Here is a 6,000-nt window from a genome sequence, read left to right on the forward strand (position 1 = left end):
TAGAGTAGATTATGCTAATTGATAAATACTTATAAAATACTAAGAATTTTTCGCCTAAATATTGAAAAATAGATCGATTGTCATAATTTTACCTGTATACATTTGGTATCTATCTCTTGATTTTATTGGCAATATTTGTTGCTTTATAACATAGCCAAAACTGTGCAATGAATCGTATACTCAAAGGTCTATTGATATTTCACAATCGCATTGCATAAAGACGATGACAATAAACGATAAAGGAGCACATCATGAGTTTAGTTGTACCTGCCGAATCGACGGAAACTGTACACCATGAGACAGACCGGGTCGAACGCATCTTAGTGGTCGATGATGATGTGCGTCTGCGTACCCTATTACAACGCTTTTTAGAAGATAAAGGCTTTGTGGTAAAAACTGCCCATGATGCAACCCAAATGGACCGTTTACTGCAACGTGAATTGTTCTCGCTGATCGTGCTCGATTTTATGCTCCCAGTAGAAGATGGTTTAAGTATTTGCCGTCGTTTACGTCAATCTAATATCGATACACCCATTATTATGCTGACAGCGCGTGGTAGCGATTCTGACCGTATTGCGGGCCTTGAAGCGGGTGCAGATGATTATTTACCAAAACCATTCAACCCAAATGAGCTATTAGCACGAATTCGTGCCGTTTTACGTCGCCAAGTCCGTGAAGTACCAGGTGCGCCAAGCCAACAAGTGGAAGTGGTGAGCTTTGGTCCTTGGTCGCTCGACCTTTCTACACGCACTTTAACGCGTGAAGGTCAGGTGGTCACGTTAACGACAGGTGAATTTGCAGTATTAAAAGCTTTGGTTCAGCACCCTCGCGAACCTTTAACTCGTGATAAATTGATGAATTTGGCACGTGGTCGTGAATGGGGTGCTATGGAGCGCTCGATTGATGTCCAAGTCTCTCGTTTACGTCGTTTAATCGAAGATAATCCTGCGCGTGCCCGTTATATTCAAACGGTTTGGGGTGTAGGTTACGTATTTGTTCCAGATGGTGCAGAGTAATCTTAGGAAATTCTTCATTGAAACTTGAACCAATTGATCCACAAGCATTTACAGATTTCGCGACCTATTCAGAAAGACCGCGAACAAAATGGGAACGTTTTTTAGATAAAATTAAACCACGTTCTGCGGCCATGCGTACCACGATCTTGGTATTGTTCACGGTCGTTTTTAGCTTGTTTATGTCCTTGTGGTTCTTTTGGCGAACTTTATATTTACCAGAATTACAACAACATGCGCGTTATCTCGCCATTGAGCTGGAACTGGTCAACAATCCTGACATTCGCATCCTACACCGCGATACCGAAGTCGATATCGACACATGGCTTAAAAACCGTATTGGTATTGAATACATCACTGACCCCAAAGAATTTCCAAAAATTGAAGATAAATTCTTAGCCGAGTTATTTACCAACCAAATCGAAACCAAACTTGCGAAAGAACTAGGAGTCGATAACGCTGATAACGTTACTGTATATTTTAAATTCAAACCGATACCACGTATTTGGATTCAAACGCCTGAGATGCATGGCAACTGGGTCAGGGAACCCCTCAAGACCTACACCAACTACAGTGTTGAACTGATTGCAGCATGGCTATTTGGTGTGCCGATCCTGTCCTCCATTATTATCCTGATTCTGGTGCGGCAGATGAACCGTCCCTTGCGCCGCCTACAGAATGCCGCCAACAACTACAGTAAAACGGGCAAGGCCCCCTATCTGGACACCAACCACGGGCCACTGGAAATCCGTCAGGTCAATCAAGCCTTTAACCATATGGTGTATACACTGGAACAAACCGAACGTGATCGCCAAATCATGTTGGCAGGTATTTCACACGACTTACGCACGCCACTGACGCGTATCCGCCTGACCGCAGAAATGCTCCCAGATGAGTTTTTCCGCGAAGGTCTAATTTATGATGTGGATGATATGGATGCGATCCTGAATCAATTTATTTCGTATATGCGAGATGGATCTGACGAAGAACTATCACAAACCAATATCAATACATTGCTTCAAGAAGTCGCTGTACAATTTAAGCCCTTAGATATTCGTTTTGAAGCACAAGAGTTACCTATTATTCCTGCCCGAAGCCTATCTTTAAAACGTTTGATTGCAAATTTAGTCAACAACGCCAAACGTTATGGCGCAGAACCAATTGAATTATCGGCAAGCCATGTTGATGATCATATTCTGATTAGCGTCGCTGATCATGGTGAAGGTATTCCACCAGATCAAGTTGAAGAACTCATGCAACCCTTTGTTCGTGGTAATTCAGCACGCACGATTCAAGGAAGTGGCCTCGGCTTAGCCATTGTAAAACGTATTGTTGACATTCATCAGGGACAAATTAGCATTCGCAATCGCGAGCAAGGTGGTTTAGAAGTGGTGATTTCACTTCCACTCAACCATGAAAATCTTGAAGAATCTCAAACGAATGCAATTGATAAAATTAAACAGAGCATAACTGAACATTTTTAGAACAATTCATACTGGAAAAATAACTCTTTTTATCTCTGAAAAAGTATCACGCATTTCACATATTAGACCTTAGCCGTAGTCCAATTCCCTTTTCAAGTTTTAACGCTAAAATCCATATCTAACTAAGAAGTATATTGAGAATGGATCATGTCTTTAAGTCGTATTCGCCTTGCTACCCTACATGACAAAGTGATGAGCGCTGAACAGGCTGCTCGCTTTATTGAAAATGATATGACGGTTGGTATGAGTGGTTTTACTCGTGCTGGAGAAGCGAAAGCTGTGCCACAAGCATTGGTCGAACAAGCTAAAAAAAATCCGTTAAAAATCACATTAATTACAGGTGCAAGCCTAGGGAATGACTTAGACAAACAATTGACGGAAGCAGGTGTACTTGCTCGTCGTATGCCATTCCAAGTTGATAATACTTTACGTCGCGCCATTAATAATGGTGAAGTAATGTTTATCGACCAACATTTGTCTGAAACTGTTGAGCAAATGCGTAATCAACAGCTTAAACGTCCAGATATTGCTGTGATTGAAGCTGTTGCGATTACAGAAGATGGTCATATCGTACCGACAACCTCTGTAGGCAACTCTGCAAGTTTCGCAATTTTTGCTGAAAAAGTGATCGTTGAAATTAATACCTCATTGAGCGAAAACTTTGAGGGCTTACACGATATTTATATTCCAACATATCGTCCAACACGTACCCCACTTCCATTAACTCAAGTCGATGATCGTATTGGTTCAACTGCAATCCAAATTGACCCAGCAAAAATCGTAGGTATCGTTTTTAATAATACAGCCGACTCACCTTCAACTGTGACTGCGCCTGACGATGAAACTCAAGGGATTGCAAATCACCTCATCGCTTTCTTTGAAAAAGAAGTTGCTGCAGGTCGTTTAGCGAAAAATCTAGGTCCTTTACAGGCAGGTATTGGTTCAATTGCAAATGCAGTTTTGACTGGTCTTAAAGATTCTAACTTTGAAGATTTGGTCATGTATTCTGAAGTATTACAAGACTGTACTTTTGAATTGATTGATGCTGGAAAAATGAAATTTGCTTCTGGTAGCTCAATTACGCTATCTGCACAATGTGGTGAGCGCGTATTTGGCAATCTTGAACACTACAAAGATAAATTAGTATTACGCCCACAAGAAATTTCTAACCACCCTGAAATCGTACGTCGTTTGGGTATTATTGGGATTAATACAGCACTCGAGTTCGATATTTACGGCAACGTGAATTCTACGCATGTTTGCGGTACAAAAATGATGAATGGTATCGGCGGTTCAGGTGATTTTGCGCGTAATGCTCACCTTGCAATCTTTGTTACCAAGTCAATCGCAAAAGGTGGTGATATTTCATCAATCGTACCTATGGTAAGCCACGTTGATCATAATGAGCATGATGTTGACATTCTGGTAACTGAAGTTGGTTTAGCAGATTTACGTGGCTTAGCACCTCGTGAGCGCGCACGTGTGATTATTGACAACTGCGTACACCCGCTTTATCAAGCTGCCTTAAATGACTATTTTGATCGTGCCTGCGAGCACGGTGGCCATACACCTCATATTCTTCGTGAAGCACTGTCATGGCATGCGAACTTCGAAGAAACAGGTCATATGTTAGCAAACGAAAAATTAGCAAAAACTGCTTAATTTTTTGCTGCACATCTTGAAAAAGGCTGAATCTATTTGATTCAGCCTTTTTCGTTTTGATCAGAATTTCAGACCATATGAAACACCTAAAATATGCTGATCCATTTCAAGGTTAGCTTCACCACCGCCAAAGTTCAAAGGAATAGATTGACTTCCTTTTACGGTTTCTTTCAAACCATAGGTATATGCAACACTAAGCTCCTGTGCACGATCAATATTCCACGTCGCCCCCACGCTGAGATGATCTTGAATTACACCAGGTGCAAGAATATTCAAGAAGGTTTGATCTTGAGGAATTGGCTGATCATTATGGCTATATCCAGCTCTTATCGTCACTTGTGGACTAACTTGATATGCCGCACCAATCTTGTAAACGTTGATATCTTTCCAACCAAAACCCTGACCTTTTTCTGAACCAAAACCATTACCCGCCATCACCGAAGCTAGACTAAAAGGATTTCCAACTGAATCTACATCCGAATAATTAATACGCGCTATATCGGTTAATACAGTTAATGCAGGCGTCAATTGAAAAGCGGCTCCTACGCCGTAGCTCTCCGGTACATCAAAACCTCCTGCTTGAGCAAATAAACCGCGATATTGATCAAATTTGTCCGATTTAATTTTTGAAGAATAATTTGCACCAACAGTTACGACATCATTTAGCTTGGCACTCCAGCCGACTTTAACACCTATGCCTGTAGCAGAGTCCTTACCATTATTACTCAGTTTTTGCCCATCAACAGAAAATGGTGCAAAACCTGAAATTCCTTTAGCTTCAAATCGTTGATAAAGAATGTTGGTTGCAATACCGATGGATTGGTTTTCGCTATAACGCCAAGCCACAGATGGAGAAATAAAAATCTGCGCTAAATCCACCCCTGCTTCACCTGTATTCCCAAAAGCTGCATACGGATTTTTCTTGTAGGAGGTATTCATACCGCCGTTACCATAAATCGCTAAACCCAAAGCAACCGTATCATTTACTTTCTTATTGACCGCAAATTCAGGTAGAACAAAATATTCACGACCATTGCCACTGTAATGACCGTTGGCACCTGCCAAATTCCCCTCAATTTCACCAGAACGCTTAGGGTTAAATATAGTCGCGCCAATATCGACACGACTGTCTAACCAAGCCAATCCAGAAGGATTATTCGCAATGGTCAGAGCATCATTAAATGCCGCAATAGAAGCTCCAGCAGCGCCTTGGGCTTTAACCCCATAGCCATGCATAAAATAGCCTGTAGTTGCGAAACTATGCTGAGATAGCGTAGATAAAATGAGAACTGGTAAAACAACCCCGAGAGACTTTTGCATAGTTTATCTGCATTAAAAATAATATATATACAAGTATATTGTTTTTCTTTTATTCAGATAACTAAGTTAATTTGAGAAGCATATTCTTTTTATTCATAAACAGATTTTTTGATCAAAACACATCCCATTTTGCTTCATGCATAAAAAAAGCCCTAAACTTGAGTTTAGGGCTTTTTGAATATGGTGGCGGGACCCACCATCGAACATAAACATAAGTAACTAATTTAAAATAATAAATATACTTATAAAAACACCATGATACACCACATGATACAAAAATTTGCTTGCTGGAAATATAATCATGCTTAAGCTCTCTGTTCTAGGCCCATGAAATATGTAAATTTGAAGAAAATTATGAATTTACTTTGTACACGACAAATTTCATAGGGCCCTTGTCCTATCAGGCTTTTTCTTCCTTAAAATTGCGAGCACTTTCTTAAATTCTTCTTTTTTTCCAAAACCAATCAAACGTAGAATAGCCATTTGAACATAGTCCAAACCGTAGCGAAATAAACTTACTG

4 protein-coding genes and 1 pseudogene are annotated in these 6,000 nt (G+C 40.5%); 3 read left to right on the plus strand and 2 right to left on the minus strand.

The window, feature by feature from the left end; genetic code table 11:
• The first annotated feature begins 251 nt into the window (after window positions 1-251).
• From ompR to CDG56_RS07155, 3 genes are all read left to right on the plus strand, one after another.
• On the plus strand, window positions 252-1,016 hold the full coding sequence (gene ompR, locus CDG56_RS07145; protein WP_004657337.1) for a two-component system response regulator OmpR: 765 nt from the start codon (window positions 252-254) through the stop codon (window positions 1,014-1,016).
• Window positions 1,017-1,033: 17 nt separating this feature from the next.
• Window positions 1,034-2,497 (plus strand): ATP-binding protein, encoded by a 1,464-nt coding sequence (locus CDG56_RS07150; RefSeq protein ID WP_087547400.1) that lies wholly within the window; start codon window positions 1,034-1,036, stop codon window positions 2,495-2,497.
• A 147-nt stretch (window positions 2,498-2,644) separates the two neighbouring features.
• Entirely contained in the window at window positions 2,645-4,159 is a 1,515-nt protein-coding gene (locus tag CDG56_RS07155) for an acetyl-CoA hydrolase/transferase family protein (RefSeq protein WP_087547401.1), read from the plus strand.
• Window positions 4,160-4,219: 60 nt separating this feature from the next.
• Here CDG56_RS07155 and CDG56_RS07160 read toward each other — a convergent pair whose 3' ends face one another.
• Both CDG56_RS07160 and CDG56_RS07165 read right to left on the minus strand, forming a co-directional pair.
• The gene (locus tag CDG56_RS07160; RefSeq protein WP_087547402.1) at window positions 4,220-5,479 is read right to left on the minus strand and encodes an OmpP1/FadL family transporter; all 1,260 of its coding nucleotides are present in this window, start codon (window positions 5,477-5,479) and stop codon (window positions 4,220-4,222) included.
• Between the two features lie 381 nt (window positions 5,480-5,860).
• Window positions 5,861-6,000 (minus strand): annotated as a pseudogene (locus CDG56_RS07165) (IS4 family transposase); the annotation flags it as partial.

It is taken from the genome of Acinetobacter sp. WCHA39 (assembly GCF_002165385.1).
Lineage (GTDB): Bacteria > Pseudomonadota > Gammaproteobacteria > Pseudomonadales > Moraxellaceae > Acinetobacter.